Annotated in this window: 25 protein-coding genes; 9 read left to right on the top strand and 16 right to left on the bottom strand. The window is 65.2% G+C overall.

Going from position 1 to position 21292, the window contains the following annotated elements:
- Positions 1 to 66: 66 nt before the first annotated feature.
- The 4 genes from AB7290_RS17575 to AB7290_RS17560 form a co-directional block, all read right to left on the bottom strand.
- Positions 67 to 792, bottom strand: coding sequence for a DnaJ domain-containing protein (locus tag AB7290_RS17575; RefSeq protein ID WP_063982763.1), 726 nt, complete (start codon positions 790 to 792; stop codon positions 67 to 69).
- A gap of 59 nt (positions 793 to 851) precedes the next feature.
- Complete coding sequence (locus tag AB7290_RS17570) at positions 852 to 1595, bottom strand: hypothetical protein (protein WP_063982762.1); 744 nt, start codon at positions 1593 to 1595, stop codon at positions 852 to 854.
- Between the two features lie 145 nt (positions 1596 to 1740).
- Complete coding sequence (locus AB7290_RS17565; protein WP_063982761.1) at positions 1741 to 2601, bottom strand: alpha/beta fold hydrolase; 861 nt, start codon at positions 2599 to 2601, stop codon at positions 1741 to 1743.
- A gap of 342 nt (positions 2602 to 2943) precedes the next feature.
- Entirely contained in the window at positions 2944 to 3867 is a 924-nt protein-coding gene (locus AB7290_RS17560; protein WP_063982760.1) for a division plane positioning ATPase MipZ, read from the bottom strand.
- 279 nt (positions 3868 to 4146) lie between these two features.
- On the opposite strand from AB7290_RS17560, the gene panC reads away from it, so the two are divergent.
- Entirely contained in the window at positions 4147 to 4998 is an 852-nt protein-coding gene (panC, locus tag AB7290_RS17555) for a pantoate--beta-alanine ligase (RefSeq protein ID WP_085405541.1), read from the top strand.
- 76 nt (positions 4999 to 5074) lie between these two features.
- On the top strand, positions 5075 to 5821 hold the full coding sequence (locus AB7290_RS17550; RefSeq protein WP_085405540.1) for a hypothetical protein: 747 nt from the start codon (positions 5075 to 5077) through the stop codon (positions 5819 to 5821).
- 9 nt (positions 5822 to 5830) lie between these two features.
- On the opposite strand, the gene AB7290_RS17545 is transcribed toward AB7290_RS17550, so the two are convergent.
- From AB7290_RS17545 to AB7290_RS17525, 5 genes are all read right to left on the bottom strand, one after another.
- Positions 5831 to 6271 carry a DUF1489 family protein gene (locus tag AB7290_RS17545; protein WP_028155001.1) on the bottom strand — a complete coding sequence of 147 codons (441 nt, stop codon included), beginning with the start codon at positions 6269 to 6271 and terminating at the stop codon, positions 5831 to 5833.
- Positions 6272 to 6314: 43 nt separating this feature from the next.
- A complete protein-coding gene (locus AB7290_RS17540; protein WP_354115482.1) occupies positions 6315 to 7307 on the bottom strand; it encodes a hypothetical protein in 993 nt (330 codons plus the stop codon).
- A gap of 157 nt (positions 7308 to 7464) precedes the next feature.
- A complete protein-coding gene (locus AB7290_RS17535) occupies positions 7465 to 7656 on the bottom strand; it encodes a hypothetical protein (protein ID WP_014494643.1) in 192 nt (63 codons plus the stop codon).
- 205 nt (positions 7657 to 7861) lie between these two features.
- Complete coding sequence (locus AB7290_RS17530; RefSeq protein ID WP_354115483.1) at positions 7862 to 8230, bottom strand: YidB family protein; 369 nt, start codon at positions 8228 to 8230, stop codon at positions 7862 to 7864.
- Between the two features lie 89 nt (positions 8231 to 8319).
- Positions 8320 to 8982 carry a glutathione S-transferase family protein gene (locus AB7290_RS17525; RefSeq protein ID WP_085405537.1) on the bottom strand — a complete coding sequence of 221 codons (663 nt, stop codon included), beginning with the start codon at positions 8980 to 8982 and terminating at the stop codon, positions 8320 to 8322.
- A 124-nt stretch (positions 8983 to 9106) separates the two neighbouring features.
- Here AB7290_RS17525 and AB7290_RS17520 point away from each other — a divergent pair, with 124 nt between their 5' ends.
- The gene (locus tag AB7290_RS17520; RefSeq protein ID WP_014494640.1) at positions 9107 to 9823 is read left to right on the top strand and encodes a DUF599 domain-containing protein; all 717 of its coding nucleotides are present in this window, start codon (positions 9107 to 9109) and stop codon (positions 9821 to 9823) included.
- A gap of 527 nt (positions 9824 to 10350) precedes the next feature.
- Here the strand turns inward: AB7290_RS17520 and AB7290_RS17515 are convergent.
- Positions 10351 to 10500, bottom strand: a complete 150-nt coding sequence (locus AB7290_RS17515; protein ID WP_161495942.1) for a hypothetical protein — start codon at positions 10498 to 10500, stop codon at positions 10351 to 10353.
- Here AB7290_RS17515 and AB7290_RS17510 point away from each other — a divergent pair.
- Positions 10490 to 10888, top strand: a complete 399-nt coding sequence (locus AB7290_RS17510) for a hypothetical protein (protein WP_135214881.1) — start codon at positions 10490 to 10492, stop codon at positions 10886 to 10888. The two genes, AB7290_RS17515 and AB7290_RS17510, sit on opposite strands and share 11 nt — an antisense overlap.
- Before the next feature lie 253 nt (positions 10889 to 11141).
- Here AB7290_RS17510 and AB7290_RS17505 read toward each other — a convergent pair whose 3' ends face one another.
- The 4 genes from AB7290_RS17505 to mgtE form a co-directional block, all read right to left on the bottom strand.
- Entirely contained in the window at positions 11142 to 12128 is a 987-nt protein-coding gene (locus AB7290_RS17505; RefSeq protein ID WP_085405534.1) for a hypothetical protein, read from the bottom strand.
- 49 nt (positions 12129 to 12177) lie between these two features.
- Positions 12178 to 12996, bottom strand: coding sequence for an aldo/keto reductase (locus tag AB7290_RS17500; protein ID WP_085405533.1), 819 nt, complete (start codon positions 12994 to 12996; stop codon positions 12178 to 12180).
- A 145-nt stretch (positions 12997 to 13141) separates the two neighbouring features.
- Positions 13142 to 13477 (bottom strand): helix-turn-helix domain-containing protein, encoded by a 336-nt coding sequence (locus AB7290_RS17495; RefSeq protein ID WP_085405532.1) that lies wholly within the window; start codon positions 13475 to 13477, stop codon positions 13142 to 13144.
- 251 nt (positions 13478 to 13728) lie between these two features.
- Positions 13729 to 15150 (bottom strand): magnesium transporter, encoded by a 1422-nt coding sequence (mgtE, locus tag AB7290_RS17490; RefSeq protein ID WP_028150524.1) that lies wholly within the window; start codon positions 15148 to 15150, stop codon positions 13729 to 13731.
- A gap of 82 nt (positions 15151 to 15232) precedes the next feature.
- Between mgtE and AB7290_RS17485 the strand changes: the two genes are divergently transcribed.
- A complete protein-coding gene (locus tag AB7290_RS17485) occupies positions 15233 to 16039 on the top strand; it encodes a polysaccharide deacetylase family protein (RefSeq protein ID WP_085405531.1) in 807 nt (268 codons plus the stop codon).
- Between the two features lie 161 nt (positions 16040 to 16200).
- Positions 16201 to 17514 carry a polysaccharide deacetylase family protein gene (locus AB7290_RS17480; protein WP_085405530.1) on the top strand — a complete coding sequence of 438 codons (1314 nt, stop codon included), beginning with the start codon at positions 16201 to 16203 and terminating at the stop codon, positions 17512 to 17514.
- Positions 17515 to 17517: 3 nt separating this feature from the next.
- On the opposite strand, the gene AB7290_RS17475 is transcribed toward AB7290_RS17480, so the two are convergent.
- Entirely contained in the window at positions 17518 to 17892 is a 375-nt protein-coding gene (locus AB7290_RS17475) for a hypothetical protein (RefSeq protein ID WP_063982749.1), read from the bottom strand.
- 215 nt (positions 17893 to 18107) lie between these two features.
- On the opposite strand from AB7290_RS17475, the gene AB7290_RS17470 reads away from it, so the two are divergent.
- The 3 genes from AB7290_RS17470 to AB7290_RS17460 all read left to right on the top strand — a co-directional run bounded on the left by AB7290_RS17470 (position 18108) and on the right by AB7290_RS17460 (position 19987).
- Positions 18108 to 18365, top strand: a complete 258-nt coding sequence (locus AB7290_RS17470; protein WP_225005221.1) for a hypothetical protein — start codon at positions 18108 to 18110, stop codon at positions 18363 to 18365.
- A 225-nt stretch (positions 18366 to 18590) separates the two neighbouring features.
- Positions 18591 to 19805, top strand: coding sequence for a zinc metallochaperone GTPase ZigA (gene zigA / locus AB7290_RS17465; RefSeq protein WP_085405528.1), 1215 nt, complete (start codon positions 18591 to 18593; stop codon positions 19803 to 19805).
- Positions 19802 to 19987 carry a hypothetical protein gene (locus AB7290_RS17460; protein WP_085405527.1) on the top strand — a complete coding sequence of 62 codons (186 nt, stop codon included), beginning with the start codon at positions 19802 to 19804 and terminating at the stop codon, positions 19985 to 19987. The genes zigA and AB7290_RS17460 overlap by 4 nt, the downstream gene beginning before the upstream one ends.
- A gap of 45 nt (positions 19988 to 20032) precedes the next feature.
- On the opposite strand, the gene AB7290_RS17455 is transcribed toward AB7290_RS17460, so the two are convergent.
- Entirely contained in the window at positions 20033 to 21208 is a 1176-nt protein-coding gene (locus tag AB7290_RS17455) for a lipase family protein (protein ID WP_161495941.1), read from the bottom strand.
- Between the last annotated feature and the right edge of the window lie 84 nt (positions 21209 to 21292).

Here is a 21292-nt window from a genome sequence, read left to right as displayed (position 1 = left end):
CGGGGCGACGGCAGACAGAGCAAGCGGAGCTTACGCGGTACGGGCGTTTGTAGCGTAGTGCCGGAGTTAGCCGTTATGCGTGCGAAGCAGAGTATCCTTGGCCTCGTTCACACGGGCAGCGAGATACGTCGAGCCCCCCTGGTCGGGATGGAGTTTCTTCATCAGGGACTTGTGCGCCCGGCTGATGTCGTCGCGCCCCGCGCCCGGCTGCAGGCCAAGGATCTGATAGGCTTCCTCCGCCGTCATTTTGCCGCTCGGCGCCGTGCGGCGCTGCCGCCCTGCCGCATCGCCCTGCGCGTTCTGACGCCAAGCGGGAAACCGGCGGTCCAGATAGCTTTCAAGTAGGGCCACGCTCTCGGCGTCGAACGCCGGAGCCATCGCCAGCAGGCCAGCGAGATCGAACTCCTGGAGATCGCGCCCGGCGTGAGGACCGGCGACGATCTGGCCGGCGAGCTGCCCCGAATCGTGGTCGAGCCGCATGTCCAGGAATTGCGAGCGTACGCGCGAGGCCTGTCCGGCCGGGCGCGTTGCGCCACCGCCGAACAGCCCGCCGATATTGCCGAAGCCGGCATTCGCCAGCGGCGTCCAGCCCAGGAGCCCGGCGCCGAAAATCCCGAGCGGGATCGCCACCGCCAGCTCGCCCCGCAGGCCAGTGAACGCTGCGACCGCGAGCGCCACCACGCCGCCACCGAACTTGATGGTGCGCGCCAGCACCGCCGGATTGGCGGAGCGGAACATCTGGAGCAGCAGATAAAGCGTGATAACGGCGATGGCGCCGGCGATCAGGGTCATGGCCGGAATATAGTCGCCCTCACGGCAAAATGCATGGCGTCCGTCTCCGACGCGGGCCGCTACTTCATCTGCCCGATCAGCTTGGCCGCACCGCTCGCACTCTTGGCGAGTTTCAACAGCGCCTCCCGGCCGCCGGCGGCATAAGCCGCGGCCGCGCGCAGCAGTTCGCGAAGCTGCGCCGCCGCGCCGGGATCGAACCGGCACCAGGCCCCGCCGGTCAGCCGCGCGATCTCGCGAAAGGCCTGCTCGGCCACGGCGTCGGCGCCTTCCTGAAACACGAACACGGGGACCTTGAGCATGCCGAGCTCGCCGGCCTTGGCGCAGAGCTCGTCGACCTTCTCCTCCATGGCATCGCCGACGAAAACGACCGCACGCACGCCCGAAGCGACCGCCTCGCGCCGCACGTCGCTCAGCACCTTGCCGATCTGGGTGTCGCCGCCGCGACAGTCGATCTTGCTCATCAGCGTCGCGAGCTTCGCACTGTCGGAGATCCAGCCCGTGGCGCGACACTCGTTCAAGCCGCGATAATAGACGAGCCGGATGTCGAGGCTGCCGATCGCTGCGGCCTCGCGGAACATGTCCGCCTGGAGCGCGCAGGCCATGTCCCAGGTCGGCTGCCGGCTCATCGTCGCATCCAGCGCGAAAATCAGCCGCCCCTTCGCGCCGGGGGCATGCGGCGACAGCGCACGCGCCTTGGCGACGAACGCAGCGATGTCCTCAGCGGTGCTGGCTTGAGGCAGCGTGCCGCCGGTTTGGCTCGAGACGGCATCACGGCCACGCGGTTTGACGGGTTCGCCGGACATCCCTGCTCGCTTCTTGCGTGAGCGGCTAATGTGGATAGCGCCTGCGGCCCGGTCAATGTGCAAAGCCTCCGCTGGCGGATGCCGGCGGAGGCTTTGCGGGTCGTGCAGACGATCGGAGCGGTGTCGGTGTCAGCTGGCGTCGGTGTCAGCTCTTGGCAGGCGCCATCAGAGCAACCGGACCGGGCTCCAGGATATTGGGCGGGGCCGAGCGCGTATCGACGGGCGCCACGGCGCTGTCGCCGTCGCTCAGGAACTTGTCGAGCATGCTCTGGATCGAGTTCTTCGCCGCATCCGGACCGGTGTCGCGCATGTCGTTGTGCTGGAATTCGGTCTTCACGACCTGGATGCCGGCCTTCTCGCATTCCTCATCGGTCGGGATGACACCCGCATCGGTCTTGAACTGCGGATCCTGCGAACGGAACGACAGGATCTTGAACTTGCCGGCAGTGACGAAGGGCACGCGCAGATTGTCGAGCGTGACGACCTTCTTGACCTCATCGGGATACTGCTTGGCGAAATACATCGTGATGTCGCCGCCCATGGAGTGGCCGACCATCGTCACCCTGTCGTAATCGGCGTTGGGCTGAACCTTCTTCATCTCCTGCATGGCGAGATGGATGTTGGCAACGCCGCGCAGGATCTGCGGCAGCCGGCCGACATAGAGCTCACCGGGCTTCGTCACCATGGGAGGATCGGTCGGCAAATCATGCTGCGGGCTTACGACCATATAGCCGCGCGCCGCGAAGATGTTGGCGAGGAAGCCGTACTCGGTATTCTTGACGGTGTTGCCGTGATTGATCACGGCAACCGGCAGCGTGATCATGCCGGCATTGGCCTGCATTTCCTTGTCGCGGCGGACCGCGATATCGACAGGCACGGGACGGTTGTCGCGCGAGGCGTCGTAGAAGGTGACGGTCTCGTGCCTGATCGCCCACTTGCTCGCCGTGACATAGGCGACGCCGAAGAGGGCACTAACCGAAACCAGAACGGCAATTCCACGCTTCATTTTCGTCCTCAGCCTCAGGCTCTTGCGGCCTGAATCCCTGTTGAAAATCGTGTTCTTCCGGGGCTCTTCGGCCCCTGGTCGCCTATTCCCTAATATATGTCACAGCCGCGTGACAGGAAGCTTAAATATTGTGAACCTTCAGCCCTTTCATTGTGCGGCGCACGCGTTTCTTGGGCATCCCGTTCTCAGGCGGCTACGTCAGGTGCAGGCTACCATCCGACACAACCGGTCTCGATTGGCTTCAATTTCACGGTAAACACAGGGTGAAACGGCCAAGCCCGCACTCAGTTCCGGCGGGAACCGGCAGCTTCAATCGGCTGGAAGTAGCGATATACCGCCGCCTCAGGCGCCGAGGATGTCGTGGACTTCGAGCGGCTTGTCGACCTGGCTGAACCACTCGGCGCGATTTGCCGCACGGCGGCGGCCGCGTTCGTCGAGCGGCAGCTTGAGCTGGCGGAGCAGACCCGTCACCTCTTCCCGCGCGGTGAGATGGCCAAGGTTGGGCCGCATGCCGAGCGTGGCCTCGTCGATCTCATCGAGCGCGGTCAGGCCGCGCGGAAAAAATTCGCGATAGACGACGCGCTCGGCGAAGCCGTCGACGTAGCGGAAGCCGAGCCGTAGCGACAAATCCTTGAGGCCCTCGGCGACGAGCTGCTTGTTGCGGGAGCCGAGCATCGACAGGCGGTTGCGCACGACGATCCAATCGGTGCTGGAGCCGTCGAGCTGGCGCCGCTTGCGCCTGACATCCCGCACCATCTCGGCATAGTGGCTCTCGCCCGTCACTGCGTAGTTGGCGGGATCGACGGTGCCGAGCACGTCGAAATCGAGGAAGCTGTCGTTGATCGGCGTGACCAGCGTGTCGGCCATCGAGTGCGCCAGGCGCATCAGATAGCTGTCGGTGCCCGGCGTATCGATGACGATGAAGTCGAAATTGCTCTCGACCGCCGAGACCGCCTCCATGAACTGCTGGAACTCGGAATTCTCGTTCTCGGCGATCTGCATGGTCTCGCCGAGCTTGATGCAGCGATGCACCGGCAGCTCGAGGCCGAGGCCGGTGCGGCGCGCCCAGGCGGAACGGTTGCCGATGTAGCGAGTAAAGCTCTGCTGACGGCAGTCGAGGTCGATGGTGGCGACGCGCTGGCCGGCCTTCAGCAGCGCGACCGCGATGTGCAGGGCGGTGGTCGACTTGCCGGAGCCGCCTTTTTCGTTGCCGAGCACGACGACATGCGCCGAGCCGGATTGGCCTTGGCTAGCCTGCACAAGCATAGCGATCCTCAACACCCCTGATGAATATCTTCGAGTTGGCCGCGTCTGCGGTCAAGTGAAATGCGTGACAGTAAATGCAAATCGCAGCGCGCCGTGTTCGAAATGAATCACGGCACCATCTCTCGCTTGTGATTCAGCCATGTCGCGATATCGTGCGCGGCCTCGCGCGGGATGCTGTGCCGCATCCGAATGCATGGCGTCCACGATCGGCGCTTGTTAAGGTTAGCCGGCGGGCGCCGGGACGCGCCCGCTTCCCATTCCCAACCCTGTCGAGTCCTGATGTCACGAAGCCCCTTGATCGCCCGCACGGTCCCCGCCTTGCGACGCGCCGTCGACAATCTTCGCAAGCGAAAAGCCACGATCGCGCTGGTTCCGACCATGGGGGCGCTCCATGACGGACATGTGTCGCTGGTGCGCCTCGCCAGGCGGCGCGCGAGTCGCGTCGTGGTGTCGATCTTCGTCAACCCGACCCAGTTCGCCCCGACCGAGGACTTTGGTGCCTATCCGCGCACCTGGAAGTCCGATCTCGCCAAGCTCGCCGCCGAGGACGTCGACATCGTCTGGCACCCCGGCGCCGAGGCGATGTATCCGGAAGGCTTTGCGACCCGCATCGTGCCGGAGGGGCCGGCGCTGGCCGGCCTCGAGGACCGCTTCAGGCCGCACTTCTTCGGCGGCGTCGCCACCGTCGTCGGCAAGCTGTTCACGCAGTGCCGGCCGGATGTCGCAATCTTCGGCGAGAAGGACTTTCAGCAGTTGCGGGTGGTGACGCAGATGGCGCGCGACCTCGACCTCGGCGTCAAGGTGACCGGCTCCCGCACCGTGCGCGAGCGCGACGGGCTCGCGATGTCTTCGCGCAACGTCTATCTCTCGCCGGAGGAGCGGCAGACCGCGACCACGTTGTACCGCGCCATGAAGGACAGCGCCGGGCGCATCCGCGCCGGCGAAGCGATCGCATCCGCGATGGCGCGCGGCGCCGGGATGATCACGGCGGCCGGCTTTGCGCTCGACTATTTCGAGGCGCGCCATGCCGAGACGCTGGCGCAGGTCACCTCGCGCAAGGACGGCCCGTTGCGGATCCTGGTGGCGGCCAAGCTCGGCACGACCCGGCTGATCGACAATATCGCGGTGTAACCACCGAGCTCGATCTTGCGCGTTCCCTCGCCCGGATGGATGATCGGGACGAGGAAACGAGCCGGCTGGCAGGGGCATGTCATTCATCCGCGCGATGATCGTGAATGGCGTGCTGGCGCTTGTCGCCGCGACTGCCGCCCAGGCACAACAGCGCCCGCCGATCGGCCTCTACGGGTCGCCGCCGGATGCGATGATCTTCTACGTCGCCCATGGCCCCGCCGGGGCCTGCGGACCGGGCTGCTCTGACTGGATCGCCGCCGAGGGCACGGTGCAATGGGACAGCTACAAGCGGCTGATCGCGATTCTCGATCGCCAGGCGGGACACAAGCTGCCGCTCGTCATCCATAGCTGGGGCGGCTCCAACCTCAATGTTGCAGTCAGCATGGGCCGCATCCTGCGCGACCGCGGCCTGGATGCCACCGCCGGCGCGACCGAGGTCGAGGCCTGCGCCGGCAAACCGGAGGATTGTTTTGCGCTGAAGCGCCCGGGCGGGCCGCTCGACGCCAAGGTATCCTTGCCGGATCCGGCGTGCGATTTCGCGTGCGTCCTCATGCTCGCCGGCGGGGTGCATCGCAGCCTCCCGCAAGGTGCGACGGTGGTGCTGACCGGCCGTTCCATCCGCAATCGCCGCGCACCCAACGTGGCGCCCGAACAACGCGAGAGCCTGACGACGATCTTTGGCGAGCAGTATCGCAAGTACCTGCACGAGATGGGCGTCGAGCCCGAACTGGTCGACATCATCGACACCATCGGCGAAGGCGGACGTCCGGTCGTGATGCCGCCCTCCGACTGGGCGCGGCTGCACATCGTCACGCCGCCATGAGCGGCTGCGTCAGAGCAGTCCGAGATCGCGCAGTTCGCGCCGCATCGGCTCCGGCATCGCCGCGATCGAGCCCGCGGCCGATTTGCCGAGATCGGGCGGCACGGAATCGTCGCTGAGGTAGCGCCAGCCCTGGAACGGCCGCATCGGCCGCGGCGATACCGAGATCACCTTCGGCTGCATCACGATCCGGCAACGGCCGATGCCGTCCTTGTCGCGGAACGGCTCGATGCCGATGATCTTTTCACGCGCGGCGATCTCGCCCTTGATCACCCAGTAGAGCGATCCGCCCGCCAGGATCTCGGCGTCGCGCTTGGGCACCATGCGGGTGATGTGGATGTGATGTTGCGGCAGACCCTTCTTCTTGGCGGTCTGCATCCGTTCGGCGACCCACCCCTTCAATTCCTTGACGGAGTCGCAGCCGACGGCGAGCTTGATCAAATGTAGCGGCATGGCCCCAGCATTAGCCGGGCAGCCACGTATTTGGAATGCCGAACTATTCGTTATCCGCAGCCGCAGGAGCCGCGGCTGGGGCCGGCGGCGCGAGCGGAACCGGTGCTGCGGCCGGCGCACGCGCGGCCTTCGGCGCTGGCGGCTTCTTCGCAGCCGGCGCCGCTGGAGCAGCGGCCTGCGCCGAGGTCGGAGCGGACACGCGCGGCGCCGCGGCTGCGCCTCCGGCAGGCGCCGCCTGTCGCACCGCCGCCGTGGGCGGCTCCGGATTCATGATGCTCACCGGCGGCGTCGATGACGCGCTCGGGAACTCCGCATTGGTCGGCCTGCCCGTCGGCATCGATGGCGGCATCCCGGCAAGCGCCGCGGTGGCCGGCATCGCCGGGGCCGTTGCGGGCGCGTTCCAGCCCGGCGCATAGCGTGCAACCAGCGTGTCGTAGAGATGGGAATCCATGTTGGCGGCGACCCGCTGCTGATCGGTCAGCGAGCGGAAGGCGGGGCAGTCGAACTGCGTGCAGCCGTCGCGCGCAACCAGCACCTGCGCGACGAGGCCGTAGCGGTCGCGCTCCAGCGCCTTGCGCAGCACCTTCATGTCCAGCGTCAGGCTCTTCTCGGCGGGCGCGGCATCGCCGAGCGCGGTGAGCCGGTCGATCCGTGCGGCGGTGTAGGAGACGGCCGCAGCCGCCGCGTCAGGCGAGCCGAACAGCGCCTTCTCGCAACCAATCGCCACGGCATTGCCGGCGAGATCGTCGAGACAGGACAGCGCCGGCAGGCTGGCGACGACCGCGCTCTGCGCGCGCGCCTCGCCCGGCGGTGCCTCCTCCGCCGGACCATAAACGCGCACGGTGGCAGCTACCGCGATGGCAATGGAAAGCAGCGTGATGACGGTCAGCGCGCCGTTGGCAACCGACCTTTCGGCGCGCACCAGCGTAATCAGGAGAATCAGGCCGAGGAGGCCGGCGGCTACCAGGATCATCCACATCGGAAAGGCCTGCGGGCGCGAGATTTGGTCGAACGAAGTGGCCCATGCCCAGTTCATGCGCGACGTCCCCTCACGCGAGCAAAGAGCGAATGGTCAAAGCGAGCCCCCGCGAGTCGGCAACTGCCCCCGGTTCACCATGTCGAGGCGAAGGGGGCCTTTTGACGGCGAGCGAAGCGAATTCGTCCGCGATGTCAACGCGCGGCACCGTCATCCGTCAGGATTGGGCGAGCTGGCTTTCCTTGGCGACGCGCTCGAACGCTTCAGTCGAACTCTTGATGCGGTACTGGCAGTCGTCACCATCCGTCGGCAGCAGGCGGATGATCTCGTATGAGCCACTCGCAGCCGGGCGCGCGACGTTGCTGGCAGTGAACAGTACGCGCGTTCCCACGGGGAATTTATGCTTCAACGCCCATCTCCATGACTCAAACAGCGCCGGCTGTGCCCAGGGTCCCACTGCGACGGACCGGCTGAAAACCCGGCGTGACATATAGCACGCAATGCGGCGTTTTGGCCAGCGGTATACAGGCATGGCAAATAGGCCGATCCGGCAGTATTTTCAGGACGATAGTGCGGGAACCGGTGGGTGGAGGATACCGCTGGAACCGGCTCCCTCAGACGGTGTGGGGCAGATGCCCCTCCGGGCTTGCCTGGTCCACGGCCTTGGGCAGTTCCTGGGCCAGAATCTGGCCGAGCTGGTCGACCGGGATGTTGTAGCGCGCCGCAAGCTGCCGAACCGTGTCACTGCCGAGCACCGCGCGGAGCTGGCCGGCCGAGATCGGCAGGTTCTGGCCGTTGCCGAGCCAGGATTTGACCTGGTCACCGAAGCCGGACTGCTGGAGCTTCGCGACGATTGCGCTGAGGCCGCCCTGACTGCTGCTGCCGAGCACTTCGTTCAACACCGCCGGCAGGACCGCGGCGCCGAGCTGCCCGAGCGCACTGCGAAGCGCGGGGTTGTTTGCCAGCGAGTCCAGAATTCCCATGCCCCTGCCCTCTCCCAAGCGGTCCTTCCGCCGCGATTGAGCGCCGCCAGCCTGCACATCGTCAAGCGACGCCCGATCACATTCGAGGGTTAGACGTTCTCGAATTTCTCGATGACGAGCGTTTCGGCGATCCCGTCGCGGGTCCATTCCTGGAACGCCGGCAGCGCCATCATCGTGTCCATGTAGGCCCTGGTCTCCGGCGTGACCTCGATCGCGTAGGTGCGGAAACGGTGCACGACCGGGGCGTACATCGCATCCGCCGCACCGAAGCGGCCGAACAGGAACGGTCCCTTGGCACCGTAGCGCGCCCGGCACTCCCGCCAGATCTCCTGCACGCGCGCGATGTTGGCCCTGGCGTCCGCCGACAGCGTAACGGCGCCCACGGGGCGGTGCAGGTTCATGCCGCATTCGTTGCGCAAGGCCATGAAGCCGGAATGCATCTCGGCGCACACCGAACGGGCGTGCGCGCGGGCGGCGACATCGTCGGGCCACAGCTTCGCTTCCGGATAGCGCTCGGCAACGTACTCGATGATGCTGAGCGAATCCCACACCGTGATGTCGCCGTCGACCAGCACCGGCACCTTGCCGGCGCGGCTGAAGGACAGGATCTGATCCTTGTCGGCGGGATTGTCCGTGTAGAGCGGAATGACGGTCTCGACGAACGGGATGTCATTGGCGCGCAGTGCAAGCCATGGCCGCATCGACCATGACGAGTAGTTCTTGTTTCCGATCGCAAGCTTGAGCGCTGCCATGTCGCTGGTCCTTCCCTGAGTCCCCTGGATGCGGCTGCTTTTAGCGCCATCGCCTGCCGCCAATCAATCGTTGCCGCCTCCGGCCGCGCGTGGCAATCGTTGCGATCTTCGCGAGGAGTGAGACATGGGCAGGCATTGGGTCGACATCACCGCGGTCGGCTTCTTCATCATCGAATGGCTGGTCTATGCCCTGACGCTGGAGCACTCGGCCTATGGCCGCGACAGCCTGTCGGCGCGCATGAACCGCTATCGCGAGGTCTGGGTCCGCCGCCTGCTCGACCGCGACACCCGTATGGTCGACATGCAGATCATGGCCTCGCTCCAGAACGGCACCGCCTTCTTCGCTTCCACCAGCCTGTTCGCGCTCGGCGGCGCGCTGGCACTGCTGCATGCCACCAACGACGCCATCACTATCCTCGCCAAGCTGCCGATCGATCTCAGCCCCTCGCCCGCGCTGTGGGAGCTGAAATGCGTCGGCCTCGTGCTGATCTGCGTCTACGCTTTCTTCAAATTCGCCTGGGCCTATCGCCTGTTCAACTATGTCGCGATCCTGTTCGGCGGCATGCCGCCGGCTGACCGGCGCGACACGCCTGAGGCCGAGGCCCACGTCATCCGCACCTCGCGCTTGTTCGAATCCGCCGGCCGCCACTTCAACCGCGGCCAGCGCGCCTTCTTCTTCGCACTCGGCTATCTCGGCTGGTTCGTCAGCCCCTGGGTGCTGTTCGTGACCACGGCGGCGGTGGTGATCGTGACCTGGCGAAGGCAGTTCGCATCGAGCGCCTGGGCGGCGATGGCGCCGGAGGAGATGGATGGTACGGAGACGCGGAAGCGCGGCTATTGAGGCATCTGCTGCGCGCAAGCGAAGGGTGGCACGCGTTTTCTCCACACCGTCACTGCGAGCGCAGCGAAGCACCCCTGAATCTTTTCACGGTGACAGTCTGGATTGCTTTGCTACGTTCGCAAGGACGACACGACTGGCTCCGTCATCCAAGGACGCGAGGCCCGCCCACTCGGCGATATCCCGGCTTACTTCCTGCGCATCGTCCCGGACCGGCAATCGAATCTGGCCACAGGCCGATCCATCTGCCAGAGCTCCACGTCGCGACCGTCGACGAGCCTCTCCGCGGAGCTGATCGCGGCTTCATCATCGATGCAATCCATGTGGATCATTCTGATGGGACGATCGTGTAGTCCCACGATCAATGCACGGTAAGCGGACATTTTGGTCTCCAGGCAAGGCGCGATAGCAAGCGCGGGCCGGAAGAATGGCGCTGACGGCATTTGAATGCGATGGGGAGTGCATCGTCTGTTTATAAGCGCGGCATAAGTTGCCGGCAGCGCGGGGCCGAGGCCGGTCCTATGCCGATCCTATGCAACCGCGATCGCGCCAATCTCGAAATCATACAGCATCCGGCACCATATCCGCTCCGTCGCGCAAGCTCGCGCGGCGTAGCGAACTGGTGAAATGATGTCGAACTCAGGGGTCAGCGACAGGATCATCGATCCGATGATGGCCATCGCGAACTGCTCGACGCGGCAACGCATCGTCGTGGTCGGCGCAAAGAGCATGGAATTGGTGATTGAGCTGCATCGTCGCGGATATCTGCTGGCGGCGGCGGCAGGCAATTGCGGCCGGCCGGCGGGTCAATATGAAGTCGCGCTCGTGGATTGGCGGCGACGCACGCTTCACGCACTCGATGCGACAGTGGATTGGCTCGACGATTTCCTGAGCCCCCGCGCCGTGCTGGTGATCTGGCTCGATGCGCAGAAGGCAGCTGCGAAGGACACTCTCCGTGCCGCAGTAACGAAGCGCGGCTTCGTCGTCCTGCAAGGCGCCGAGCATCCATGTGGCAGCGTGCTTCTGGCACGGCGCTCGGAGGCCATCCCGCTTCGGCAGGCCGCGTGAACATCCACCCGAACTCATGGATTTGATCCGATGCCAAAATCGAAAATTCGACGTGCCGTCATTCGCGAGTGGATGGCTCTCGCGCCGGCGCAGCGAGGCTCCGCCGAGCAGGCCGGCGCGTTTGCACGGCGCACCATCGAAAGACATAGCTTGCCACGCAGCCGGAGAACGCCGCAGGCCGTGATCATGGCATGGCTGAAGCCGCGAACCGGGAGGCCTTAGCTCCCAGGATGGATAGAGTGGGGCGAGCCGCCTACCCTCCGCCAAAATCCCGCGGCGAGAACGGCAGGTCCAAGATCTTCCATTCGTCGTACTTGTCGGCCGGCAGCATCTTGTAGGGCTGGCAGGCCTGGAGCGCTGCGGTCGCGGATTTCACGATGGCCACGCCCTTCGCGGATGGCGGAGCTTCGATCAGGATCGGCGGGCGCGCCAGCGTGCCGTCGGTGGCGAACACCGTGCGCAGCTTGATGTTGACGTTGTCGGTCGGGTCGACCCCGGCCGGCAGCTTGGCGCAGCTCTTCAGGTGGCGACGCAGCGCGGCGATGACCTCGGATGGCAGCTTGGCTGCGATTGAATCCTTGGCATCGCCGCCATCGTCCTTGGGGGCGTCTTTCGGCAGTTCCGGCGGCAATTCCGGCGGCAAGCCCAGCATGACGCCGTACTTGACCGTCACGTCAGGCTCCGGCGCCTGATAGGCCGGCGGCGCGGCCTGTGGCTGCTGCATCGCTTGCGGCGGCGGCTGTTGCGACGGCGGCTGCGGCATCGCCTGGGGCGGCGGTTGTTGCTGGGGTTGCGGAGGCGGCTGTTGCGACGGCTGCGGCTGTTGAGGCTGCGGCTGCACATTGGCCTCCCGCTGCTTCGGTGCCTGTGAGGGTTGCGGCTGCGGCTGTTTCTGCTGCGGTTCAGGCGAGGCCTGCGGCGACGGCGCCGCGGCCTGCTGCTTGGTCGCAGGCTTCGGCGCGGGTTCCGCCTTGTCCTTGTCGGTGAAATCCAGTTTCGGCAATTTCAGGTCCGGCAGCGGCTCCGGCGGCTTCTCCTTCGCCTGCTCCTGAGCCTTCTCCTCGGCCTTGGCCTCCTCCTCCTTCACCTGCTCCGGCGTGACGATGTCCACCGAAACGGTCTCGGGCGCCGCGGCGTGAAACAGATGGACTTCGCTGATCAGGATGATCAGCGCCACCAGCGTCAGATGCGCGACCGCCGACGCTGCAATGTCCGTCCGTATGATCTTCCGCAGTTCCATCGATCGATCTTGGGTTGCCACGCCGGTCCTAGCATACAGCGGCCCCCTCTCAATCCCATTTTGGCGCGAAGCCGAAATCGGTCAGGCGGCCCTTGGGATTTGCCAGCGCGGCGATCTGGGCCATCTCGTCGTCCGAGAGCTCGAAATCGAAAATATCGATGTTTTCCGACAGACGTTCGACGCGCGAGGTGCGCGGGATCGCAGCGACATTCTGTTGCACCAGCCAGCGCAAGCAGATTTGTGCCGGCGTCTTGCGATGCGCGCGCCCGAGCCCGGCGAGCGTCTGGTCGGCCTTGACGCGCCCCCTGGCGATCGGGCTGTAGGCGACCAGTGCGAGGCCATGCTGGTCGCAGGCTGCCCTCACCTTCGTCTGGTCGAGATAAGGATGATATTCGACCTGGTTGCAGACGAGCGGCTCCGGCGACAGCGCCACCGCCTGTTCGATCAGCGCCACGGTGAAATTGGAAACGCCGATGTGGCGGGTCAGGCCCATGCGCTTGGCATGCGACAGCGCACCCAGCGTCTCCTCCAGCGGCACGTGCGAATTGGGCCAGTGCAGCAGCAGGAGATCGACGGAGGAGAGCCGCATCCTGGCGAGGCTCTCCTTGACCGAGCGTTCGAGATCATAAGGCGCGAAATGGTTGGTCCAGACCTTTGTCGTCAGGAAGATGTCGTCGCGGCGCACGCCTGAGCCGCGCAGGCCGTCGCCGACCTCGCGCTCATTGTCGTAGACCTGCGCAGTGTCGATGTGGCGATAGCCGAGCCGCAGCGCCTGCTCGACCACGCGGCCGCAAGCGCGCCCGCTCAGCTCCCAGGTCCCGAGCCCGATCGCCGGTATCCTTGCGCCATTGGCCTCGACGAACAGCATGAGGAATCCTCTCTGTTGCGATCGCCTCAAAACATCATCCGGGCGCCATTATGGACCCGGCCCGTAACACTGCCAACGGACGACGCCGGCGCCGGGCCGGATATTCAGGGCAATGCTAACGGGAGGTTCGCGCCTGGCCTTGACGTCAGGCTTTGGCGAGCGCCTGGAACACGGTGTCCGGCGCATGCGCGATCACGGCGAGCAGCGCGCGGGCGGGTCCTCGCGGGGCGCGCTTGCCCTGCTCCCAGTTGCGGATCGTCTCGACGGGAACGCCGAGCTTGGCGGCGAACTCCATCTGGGTGAGGCAGGCGCGACGGCGCAGAGCGCGCACGGCGAGCGAGCTGGCATCATCGCCAAGGGCGGCATTGGCCGCCGCCTGGACCGGCAACGGCTGGACTGGAAACGGCTGGACCGGAAGCTCCTGCCCATCCCGCAACTCGACGACCCGTCCGTCCGCCTTCAGCCGCAACCGCATGTCCATTCCCCCAAGCACGGGCAATGATGCGGCAGGTCGCTTAAGTTCGGATTAAAGATGATGGTGGGCGAAGACGGTCTCGTGCCCCGGACGCAGCGCAGCGCTCCCGGCGATGCGAAGCATCGTCCGGTGCGGTGCGCTGCTGAGCCGGGGCCCATTTCGCCACCACGTGCCGTGCTGCTTTCTGGGTCCCGGTTCTGCGCAGCAACGCGAAGGGCGTTGCAGCGCGCCTGGGACACGCGAGGGCATAGCGCGCCCTACCTCAATCCGAACCACAGCGTCGCGATGCCGAGGAAGGAGAAGAAGCCGACGACGTCGGTCACCGTCGTGACGAACGTGCCGGAGGCCACGGCCGGATCGGCCCTGACACGTTCGAGCGCCATCGGGATCAGGATGCCGCCGAGCGCGCCGGCGACGAGGTTGCAGATGATCGCAAGCCCGATGACGATGCCGAGGCCCGGGATCTTGAACCAGGCTACCGCCGCGATGCCCGTGATCAAGGCGAAGGCAAGGCCGTTGACGAGCCCGACCAGGCCTTCGCGCATCACCACGCGCCAGGCGTTGGAGGAGCCGAGCTCGCGCGTCGCAAGCGCGCGCACCGCGACCGTCATGGTCTGGGTCGCGGCATTGCCGCCCTGGCTCGCGACGATCGGCGCAAGCACCGCGAGCGCGACCATCTTCTCGAGCTGCCCCTCGAACAGGCCGAGCACCGAGGATGCAAGAAAGGCGGTGGCGAGATTGACCAGCAGCCAATTGAACCGCGCCCGCGCAATGGTGAACACGGTGTCGGAGAGTTCTTCGTCGCTGTTGACGCCGCCGAGCGCCTTGAGGTCTTCGTCCGCCTCCTCCTCGATCACGTCCACGACGTCGTCGACGGTGATGACGCCAACGAGGCGATCCTGGGTGTCGAGCACCGGTGCTGCGACGAGATTGTACTTGCCGAACATGCGCGCCACCTCCTCCTGGTCCTCCAGGACGGAGACGCGGCGGCGATCCTCGTCGGTCAGCTCGGCAAGCGCCACCGGGCGGCGGGCGCGGAGCAGGACGTCGAGCGAGACCGCGCCCTGCCAATGCTGGTCCTTGTCCACGACGTAGATCTCGTAGAAGCGGTCGGGCAGATCCGGCGTCTCGCGCATGTAGTCGATCGCCTGGCCGACGGTGAAATCCTGCGGCACCGCAATGAACTCGGTCTGCATCCGGCGGCCGGCGGAATTTTCGGGATAAAGCAGGCTGCGCTCGAGCGCGACGCGCTCCTGCAGCGGCAGCTTCTCGAGGATTTCCTCCTGCTCCGCCTCGTCGAGGGTTTCCAGCAGCTCGACCGCGTCGTCGGATTCGAGCTCGCGGACGCCTTCCGCAACGGTCTCCGGCGGCAGCTCCTCGAGGATCTCCTCGCGCACGCCCTCGTCGAGTTCGTTCAGCGCCGAGAAGTCGAAGTCGCGCCCGGTCAGCTCGACCAGGCGAACGCGGTGGTCGGGCGCGAGAGCTCCGATCAGATCGCCGAGATCGGCCTCGTGCAGCTCGGCGACGCAGGCGCGCAGCGCGGCGCTGTCGCCAGCCTCGATCGCATGGGCAATCTCCTCGACGAATTCGTGACGAATTTCGCCGTCTTCATTGCGCATCGGAACGTGGTCGAGTACCGAGGCCTCGGCGGATGGGGCACCGTCCATATGTTCATCCATGGCGCGCCTCGCCGTTTGACAGGTTGGAACGAGTGGTCTGAGCTGACGGTCAGGCAATACCCACAAGCGAACTGCGAGCGCAATGGCAAAGATGCTTCGGCTGAAATGGATGTCGATCCCGGTGGGCGCGGTCTTCGCGGGCCTCATCGGCATCGCCTCTTCGGAGGCCGCGGACTGCCCGCGCCAGGACGCGCTCGGCACCTCGCGCGTTCTGAGTGTCGACGCCAAGACCACGCCGCGCGTGGGCCTGAAGAGCTTTCCGCAGACGCTGCCGCTCGCCGATCACGAGGTCGTGCTGACCTTCGACGATGGCCCGCATCCGCCGACGACGTCGAAGGTGCTGGCGGCGCTGGCGCAGGAATGCGTGCGCGCGACCTTCTTCCTGATCGGCCTGCACGCCTCCGAACATCCTGACATGGTCAAGCGCATTGCCCGCGAGGGCCATACCATCGGCCACCACACCTGGTCGCACCCGTTCATGGCGCGGATCCCGCTCGAGAAGGCGAAGAGCGAGATCGACCGCGGCATAGCAGCCGACGAGACGGCGCTCAAAGGCGCGTCGACGACGACGCCCTCGACGCCGTTCTTCCGCTTCCCCTATTTCGAGGGGACGCCAGCGCAGCTCGACCTGCTCCAGTCGCGCGGCATCGTCGTGTTCGGGGCCGACCTCTGGGCCAGCGACTGGAACGAGATGACGCCGGAGCAGGAATTGAAGCTCGTCACCGAGCGCCTCGCCGCCGCCGGCAAGGGCATCATCCTCTTCCACGACCCCAAGGCACGCACGGCCGCGATCATGCCGGCCTTCCTGCGGTACCTCAGGGACAACGGTTATCGCGTCGTTCACGTCGTGCCGGCGGGCACGTCACAGAAGAGCGCCGATGCGCATTGATGCCGTAATGTCACGGCGGTGCAAAATGGGGTGATTTGGGCCCTATTAACAGTCTGTTCATGCTACGGCATGCAAGGATGTAGAGGGTATTGCGCCTGAACCGTTTCTGGGCGTCTCCGACCAATTAAGGTGGCAGTCGCGTAAGGAGGCAGACGAGGTTCATGATCGGAAGTAGCGTTGTTTTTCGGACGCGATCGTGGATCGTCCTGTGTCTGGGGCTGTTGGTCGTCGGTTCACCGGCGGCCCTTGCGGCGGACTGTCCTGGCCATCCGGACGCGCTCGGGACCTCCCGCACCCTCGTGGTCGACCCGCGCGAGCATCCGCGCATCGGCACCATGCAGTACCGCGAAACGCTGCCGCTGAAAGACCATGAAGTCGTCCTGACCTTCGACGACGGTCCGCTGCCGAAATATTCGAACCAGATCCTCAAGATGCTCGACGACGAGTGCATCAAGGCGACCTTCTTCATCATCGGCGAGCAGGCCAAGGCGAACCCGGAAGGCGTGCGCAAGCTGATTGCCGCGGGCCACACTGTCGGCACGCACAGCATGAACCATCCGCTGACGTTCGACCGGATGCCGCTGGACAAGGCCGAGACGCAGATCAACGGCGGCATCGAGTGGACCTCGGCCGCGATGACCGATTCGTCCAAGCTCGCGCCGTTCTTCCGCATTCCCGGCCTGATGCGCGCCGAAGGCGTCGAAAACCTGCTGATCTCGCGCGGCATCCAGGTCTGGAGCGCCGACTTCCCCGCCGACGACTGGCGCCATGTGTCGTCCGACCGCGTCTACCAGCTCGCGATCCAGCGGCTGGAAGCCAAGGGCAAGGGCATCCTGCTGCTGCACGACATCCAGCCCCGTACGGTGGCGGCGCTGCCGAAGATCATCCGCGACCTCAAGGCGCGCGGCTATCGCATCGTGCATGTGGTGCCCGCGACCGCCGACCGGCCGGCAACGCCGACCACGCCGGTGGAATGGCTGCTGCATCCACCGACCGAGACCGTGCCGATCGCACGCTGGCCGTCCGTGCCGAACTTCGTGTTCGCGCAGACCAAGACGCTGCCGGCGCCCTCGCTTGCGGACCTCAACGCGCAGACCGAGCATCAGCCGCTGCTGCCGCGCAAGACGATGGCGCTGGCGAATGTCGCGGCCACCCTGCCCGTGCCCGACCGCGATCTCTTTGCCATCCCCGAGGGCTCGGTCGAGGTCCTGCTGTCGACGACCTTGTCGCGGCGCGCCGCGATGCGGCTGGCAATGGCGGCCGAGACGCCCCATGCGGCCAAGGGCAAGGCCGGCAAGTCGCGCGGACATCGGACCGCACATACGGCGCCGGCCGGAGCGAAGCACACCGCGCAGGCTACGGGCACCGCCCCCAAGAGCATTGCCCCCAAGAGCACGGCGCCCAAGGGCGCCACACCGCGGAGTTCCGCGACGCATCCGACCCGCGTCGCCAGCCTGAAGAAGCGCGCGCAGTAAGCTCTACTGGCGCATGATGTTGGCGACACAGAGCAGCACGATCAGCGCCAGGAAGAACAGGTCCATATAGGACTTGAGCTCGCCGTCGCGGCGCAGCCGGCCAACGTCGGCCACGACCTGCTTGCGCGCGTTCGTTGCGCCCGAACCGTCATTGATCGGAGCCTGCAGGCGCTTGGTCTCCGCCTCGAGCTTCTCGATCTTCTGGAAGAAATAGAACGCACGCAGCGTCGAGGCCGCGCGCATGCCGGCATAGACCAGCACCAGGATCGCGAGGATCGCCCGGTTCTGGTATTTCTCCATGAAATTCAGGCTGAAATAGACCATCGCCATGAAGGCGAAGTTCGTCACGAAGCGGTAGACGAAGCTAAGAAAGACCATGCTGGCTCCAGCCCTGAGCGGTGCGATCCGTCTACGCCATCTTTATTTCGACAAAGATACGATCGCCGGCCGCCTTTTAGCCACGCGCGTTCATAATGCAAGCGAGAGTACCGGGGCCTGCCTGTTCCACGTAAACGCAAGGTTGCCAGCTGCGCGATGGAGATTCGCCGGAAGCTACGGTACATTGGCACAGCCACCGCATGTGGGGTCTGCCGATGCCGAAGAAGGGAATCACGGGCCACGACGACTGGGTTCTGACCGAGGCCCTGGCGACCGCGCTCGTCGCGCTGGAGCAGCTCGAAGCAAAACACCAGCCGAGCGCGCATATGGACGACATCCGCAAGATGCTGGCAAACGGCAAGGAGCCGTCGGCGGTGAGCCTGCACCTCGCTCAGGCCAAATGCCGCCTGTTTCCGGACACGGATCCCCTCGAGATCTACCGGGAATACGGGATCGGCGACGAATATGGCTGAGAGGCCCGCGCCGGTCCTTCGAGCGCGCTGCTGCCTGGAGCTGAGCGGCAGCCGATCGCTACAACGATCATCCACCTCAATGTTCGCGTGAATTTCAGCTGAGCCGCAAAACGGCTTGACGTCGGCGCCGCCAGCGAATGTAATGTTATAACGTTACATATTCGGTCCCAATGCCCATCCCCAAGCGTCACCGCCCTATCCCCTTGAAAAGGCTCTTCGATCTCCATGCAAAAACTCCCCGTCACCGTCTTGTCCGGCTTCCTCGGGGCTGGAAAGACCACTTTGCTGAACCACGTCCTGAACAACCGGCACGGCCTGAAGGTGGCGGTGATCGTCAACGACATGAGCGAGGTGAACATCGATGCGGATCTGGTTCGCGATGGCGGTGCGAACCTGTCCCGGACTGACGAGAAGCTCGTCGAGATGACGAATGGCTGCATCTGCTGCACACTGCGAGACGACCTCCTGAAGGAGGTGCGCGCCCTCGCAGAAAATGACCGCTTCGATTATCTCTTGATCGAATCCACCGGCATCTCCGAACCGCTGCCGGTTGCGGCGACCTTCGATTTCCGTTCCGAAGACGGCGAAAGCCTCTCCGATGTGGCGCGTCTCGACACCATGGTCACCGTGGTCGACGCCGTGAACCTGCTCAAAGACTATTCGTCGACGGATTTTCTCGATCAGCGCGGCGAAGCGCTGGCGAACGACAAGCGCACGCTGGTCGATCTCCTCGTCGAGCAGATCGAGTTTGCCGACGTCATCGTTCTCAACAAGGTCGATGACGCGTCGCCCGCACAACGCGAGGCAGCGCGAAAGATCATCCGCGCGCTCAATCCGGAAGCGGATCTGATCGAAGCCAACCACAGCCGGGTCGCCTTCGATCGCATTCTCGACACCGGCCGGTTCGACTTCGAGCAAGCGCAGCAGCATCCGCTCTGGTTCAAAGAGCTCTACGGCTTTGCCGATCACGTGCCGGAGACCGAGGAATACGGCGTGACGAACTTCGTCTATCGCGCGCGCCGGCCGTTCGATCCCGAAAAATTCGACAAGTTCGTCAGGGAGCCCTGGCCCGGCGTCATTCGCGCCAAGGGACATTTCTGGCTGGCAACGCGCCCGCAATGGCTTGGCGAGATCAGCCAGGCTGGCACGATCACGCGCACGCAGGCGCTTGGCTTCTGGTGGGCGAGCGTACCCGCGGAACGATGGCCGGATGATCCGTCCTGGCGGAAGCAGCTGCGCGCGAACTGGAACGACATCTACGGCGATCGCCGCCAGGAAATCGTGTTCATCGGCACCGGTATGGATGAAGGTTCGCTCCGCGCCCGTCTGGATGCCTGCCTCGTCCCGGGAAAGCCGGCGATGAACGTCACGGAATGGGCGAAGCTCGCGGACCCCTTCCCGGTCTGGCGCCGCGCCGACGAAGCCGCGGAACGCAAATGACCAACGTCGTTCGATTCGTTCCGAAATCCGAGCTCGAGCGGCAGCGCCTCATCCGTGAGGCGCGTGCGATCTACGACAGCATATTCCCGCCGGTCACTTTGACCGGCGGACAAGCTGATGATCGCTTGGACCAACGAGCACCGCGCGAGGCAGCCACCGAAATCCAGCCAAAACAGCGATAAGGATGAAGGTGGTGCGCTCGGAGGGCACACGCAGTCCTTCCCGGCTCAGCCGCCATATTGCTGCTTCATGTATTTCAGGTAGTTGCCGAGGTGGTGCTGCCAGAAATAGTCCAGCTTCTGGCATCCCGGCGTCCCATCGGTCGGGTTGCCGCCCGGGTTGGCGAAGAGCGGCAGCAGCGCGCCGGCGTCAGCATAGTTCAGCGAGGCCTGAAGCTGGTCGAGGATCTGTTGGATCAAGTCCGAAATCGTTGACCCCGTGATCGGTGCGGCGGTTGCCGCGCCGAGATCGGCGGCGGTCAAATGGATCGTCTCGGATATCAGTCTCCGAGAAAGACTCTCGACCCGCTGCTTGAGCCGCCTCACCGCATCGTCGCGAACGCGATTGACTGCGCTCTCACCGTCGGTGACCACGCTGCCGAGCGCGATCGTTGCTTCAGGATTGAGACTGCCGCCGAACCCACGCAGCGGATTTGGCGTGTTGAGGTCTGATATCCACTCCAGGGCAAACGGTGCCTGCGGCACCCAGTCCTGCGTCGACGTCACGGCCCAACCGTATCCGTCGACGGCGGCAAGCCGCGCGTAATCGTATGCGTAATGGTCGTTGCCGGCCTTGGCAGGCGCGAAGGTATAGGTCTTGTAGGCCGGCCCCTTAAAAACATCCGTCGAGTGCCGGACCAGCGAGGTCAGCAGCGTGGCGATCGAGGCACCCTGGCTGTGCCCGGTGATGTAGACGTCGTTGCCCTGCTCCGCGAGCAGCCCCAAGGTCACGAACAATGGGCTATCGGTGGTGAACAGCATGAGCAGCAAACTCAGAGCGAAGCCCGAATGCACACCGGCTTTCACCGCACTGTCACCCTCATCGCGGGCAAGATAGAACGGCAGCGAGATCGGACCGAGCTTCACGTCAACGCGCGCGTTGATCAGGGGGAACAGCAAGTCGGCCAACACGCTGGCCGCACTTGCGACCGTGCCGCGCACTGCGATCGCGTATTGGGTGGTGTCACTCTGGTTCTGCCAGACCTGCCAGTAATTATCCAATAGCGTGGCACTCGTCGGGGTGAGGTCCTTGCGGATCGCCCAATTTGAGCTTGGATCGGGCACGGAGGGTACGCCGCAGGTTGCCACCGCTTCGGTCAGCGATGGCGTGCCGGCGTAGGCACGCTGCGCCATCTCAAGCAGAAGTTGCGCCTCCGCGAATTGGAATCCCGACTTGAGCGTCATGCTGCCCTCCTTGCAAAGGTGCTCGACTCCAGCCGCCCGTGTTCGGACCCGGAAGCCAGCGACCGATATTTCGTGTCTCTCGGA

It is taken from the genome of Bradyrhizobium sp. 613_E4_N2_2, assembly GCF_052075995.1.
Lineage (GTDB): Bacteria > Pseudomonadota > Alphaproteobacteria > Rhizobiales > Xanthobacteraceae > Bradyrhizobium > Bradyrhizobium barranii.
This window is presented reverse-complemented; position numbering and strand designations above follow the sequence as displayed.